The sequence below is a fragment of the Gilliamella sp. BG2 genome, assembly GCF_046635645.1.
GTDB classification, from domain to species: Bacteria; Pseudomonadota; Gammaproteobacteria; order Enterobacterales; family Orbaceae; genus Gilliamella; species Gilliamella bombi.
The window spans coordinates 1-2885 of record NZ_JBIDFF010000062.1 but is presented as its reverse complement, the minus strand read 5'-3'; the positions used below and the strand labels follow the sequence as shown (position 1 = coordinate 2885).

At 36.1% G+C, this 2885-nt stretch carries 4 protein-coding genes and 1 pseudogene; all 5 read right to left on the bottom strand.

All coding sequences use genetic code 11. From position 1 onward, the window contains the following. Nucleotides 1–389, bottom strand: a pseudogene (locus tag ACGH6Q_RS12180) (hypothetical protein); the annotation flags it as partial. A gap of 172 nt (nt 390–561) precedes the next feature. Then, on the bottom strand, nt 562–1341 hold the full coding sequence (locus tag ACGH6Q_RS12175) for a P22AR C-terminal domain-containing protein (RefSeq protein ID WP_411592975.1): 780 nt from the start codon (nt 1339–1341) through the stop codon (nt 562–564). Between the two features lie 270 nt (nt 1342–1611). Next, on the bottom strand, nt 1612–1965 hold the full coding sequence (locus tag ACGH6Q_RS12170) for an antiterminator Q family protein (protein ID WP_411592974.1): 354 nt from the start codon (nt 1963–1965) through the stop codon (nt 1612–1614). Then, nucleotides 1965–2513 (bottom strand): recombination protein NinG, encoded by a 549-nt coding sequence (locus ACGH6Q_RS12165; RefSeq protein ID WP_411592973.1) that lies wholly within the window; start codon nt 2511–2513, stop codon nt 1965–1967. The genes ACGH6Q_RS12170 and ACGH6Q_RS12165 overlap by 1 nt, the downstream gene beginning before the upstream one ends. A gap of 144 nt (nt 2514–2657) precedes the next feature. Next, on the bottom strand, nt 2658–2831 hold the full coding sequence (locus ACGH6Q_RS12160; RefSeq protein ID WP_411592972.1) for a hypothetical protein: 174 nt from the start codon (nt 2829–2831) through the stop codon (nt 2658–2660). Between the last annotated feature and the right edge of the window lie 54 nt (nt 2832–2885).

Below are 2885 nucleotides of genomic sequence, written 5' to 3'. Positions count from 1 at the left end.
TGCTCCCACTCAATGCGAGACGCTCTATTTAAATTCTTTCTTGGCTTATAACCGCATTTACCAAAATCTACAACACCTTTTTTACCTGCCCACGAAATATCACATCCGCAATAAAATTCGGTTTGCGCGGGATTTGATTTGTATAGCTTAGTAAGCTGAGTTTTTGCATTGTCAAAATTTTGCTTACTAATTGCAACCTGCTCGGCTGTCGGCACTGATTTTGACTTTTTCGGCTTAGGCGTCGGTGTTACTGAGTACGTTCCAATTCGACATGTTTTAGACGCTGATATGCAAGAATTACCGCATGGTATGCCTTTTCTGCAATTCTTAGCATTTGAAATCGACGGGAATAATAAAAATAAAACCAAAATTAAAGCTATTTTTTTCATAATTTAATATTACCTGCGTTCAAAAGCTACGCAGTTTAATATAAAAAATTACAAAATGAAAATAAAAAAGCCCAACTATTTCAGTGGGCTTAAATTCTATGCGTTCAAAACCGCATCCTAGGCACATTATCCGTTTAAACGTTTAAACAGTCAAGTATTTAAGTTGTTTTTATTAATTATTTCTTATTACAGGCAATACTTTATTCCAGTTTGTAGTAAGATGACTTGTAATTATATGCGCTGTTTCTCGTTCAATAACTTTTCTAGCCTGTCTTAACGTATATTTATAATCATAAGCCATGGAGTAAAAAGCACCCGTAAAACGTGAATCTATTGCACGCAATGCAGGCTCTACCAACTCTATGTGGTGACGCATTCTATCAGCTACTTTATATAACCAAGCCAAATTGTGTAAATCTTCATCAGATAAACCGCTTCGAGAATGCACACCACCAAGCCACTCTATAGCCTCATCAAATTTGCTAGTAGGTAAATCTTGGTAGCGTGGTATCTTGAATTGTTCATAAAGTTTAGTGTAGATGGCTTGATAATGCTCGCCTGTTCTAAATGAACGTTCATTTACCGCTTGTTTGATTAATTGTTGTTGTTCGATTGAAATAGTTTCACTTATACCGATTTCTTTATCAGCTAAATCTAGTAACCATTTACGCACTTCTTTTGCTACTTCTGTTTTAGCAAGCATTGCGATTAGATGCGCTCCTCTAAGCGAAAAAATCCTTACAGTTTGTATAAGGTTATTCGGGGCGGTCAATTTGACCGTCTCGGTCATTTTGCGAGTAAATTCGTCAAAGTTACGATTATAAATCTTTGTTACTGAATCAGCACTTTTATATTGAAGTAATTTAGCTAGTTCGCTTGATGTGATCCATATTTGGTTATTGTGATTAACTGATTGAATGGTAGTATTATGAAAGACTAATGAATTAGACATAATATTGTCTCCGTACTAATGATTTTAATAATCACCACCGCAGAGGCTAATCATTGGAGGTGAACTGAATAAGGTTAGCCTTACCGCTAGTACGAAACGGCGCTCTTTCGAGCCCTTACCCAGCTCACCATAGAATAGATGCAACTAAGCTTTACGCATAAAAATACCGCTGACGCGGTTATACGTCGTACTGAACAGTAGGAGGCTAATCCTAACGTTAGATTTTGCTAACGTTTTTTCAATATACATCTTAATTATGTTCATTGTCAACTATGCCACCTTTGGAAACAATTCAATAATATGACCTCGTATAAAGCACTCTGCCGCTAATAATATTTTTGTAATTTCGGTTGTTTGCTTACCTAAAATTCGAGCTTGTTTACTACATGAGATTTCACGAAGATAAAAAGAAGTTAATACAGCCCAGTGTTCAATATTATCGGATTTAAGTCTTAACACCGCATTATCAACAATTTCAGCTTCATCTTCTGTTAAATACTGACGATAATCAAAATCCATTGGCGCACCATCAATACCTGCCGATTTTGATGGGTATTCTGTTCCCATTCTTTTTAAAATACGGGTGTTTTTCCATGCTGTTAAAATATCTTTAGTTTCTCTCATTACGCCCCCTTTTTTAATTCTTTTAATTTTTGTTTATACTCAGCTTTAATCTGCTTTATTTGCTCTATCGTGTATTTTCTCGGTTCGTGATAACCCTCTAACCACTCAACTTTTTCTACACCTATTTTTTTCACTAAATTAATTCTGTACTCAATGATATTCCCTGATTTGTGATTGTTACATGCTGAACATTGCTTATGTACATTTAGTTCACAGAATCGTAACTCTGGACACGCACCGACACTTCGATAATGCCCCGCGTGATATTGCCCATTATGATATCGTCCGCAGCTAATGCACGGCTCGCTTTTATCTCGTTCTCGAATAAATGCATTAAATGCTGTTTGCGCATCTCTTAAATGCTCTGAGCGTGTTTTTATGCTTTCTTTTGCTATTCGTGCTAACTTAATTCTTGTTCGCTCTTGAACTTTGTTATCTTTTGCATACTGAATAGCACAATCAACCGAACATACTTGAGCAAGTGAGTTAAATAGCGCAAATTTTTTGCCACAGCTTTTACATTTTTTCTGTTTTATTTCTCGCTTCATTGCCTGAATTTCGCTTTATTCTTGTAAAACTTACCGCAAGAGCCTTTTACTTCTCCGTTAACGCCAATTAGCGGTCTATTACAGACAAATAAATCCAAGTCAACGTTATATAAACAAGCCCCGTCACATTCTGGGCATTTAAAATCAGTTTTGATTAGCTTGTGTTTCTTCGGCATTGTCGTTAACCTTGTTTAAATTATGCTGATTAATGTATTCTCTGCGTTGTTCTCTAACTATTGCTATTGCTCGTTCTAACTCTTGCTCTTTATCATCGTATAGTTTCAGTTGTTCTTTGTGTTCTTTGTGTTCATTGTTCATCATGCCACCTTTGATAATTGGTCTTTGTACTGTTCAGCCAGTCGAATCGCTTCC

Bases quoted from the DNA above. Each gene is read 5' to 3' on its own strand.
- ACGH6Q_RS12175 (WP_411592975.1), bottom strand. From the start codon at position 1,341: ATGTCTAATTCATTAGTCTTTCATAATACTACCATTCAATCAGTTAAT.
- ACGH6Q_RS12170 (WP_411592974.1), bottom strand. From the start codon at position 1,965: ATGAGAGAAACTAAAGATATTTTAACAGCATGGAAAAACACCCGTATT.
- ACGH6Q_RS12165 (WP_411592973.1), bottom strand. From the start codon at position 2,513: ATGAAGCGAGAAATAAAACAGAAAAAATGTAAAAGCTGTGGCAAAAAA.
- ACGH6Q_RS12160 (WP_411592972.1), bottom strand. From the start codon at position 2,831: ATGAACAATGAACACAAAGAACACAAAGAACAACTGAAACTATACGAT.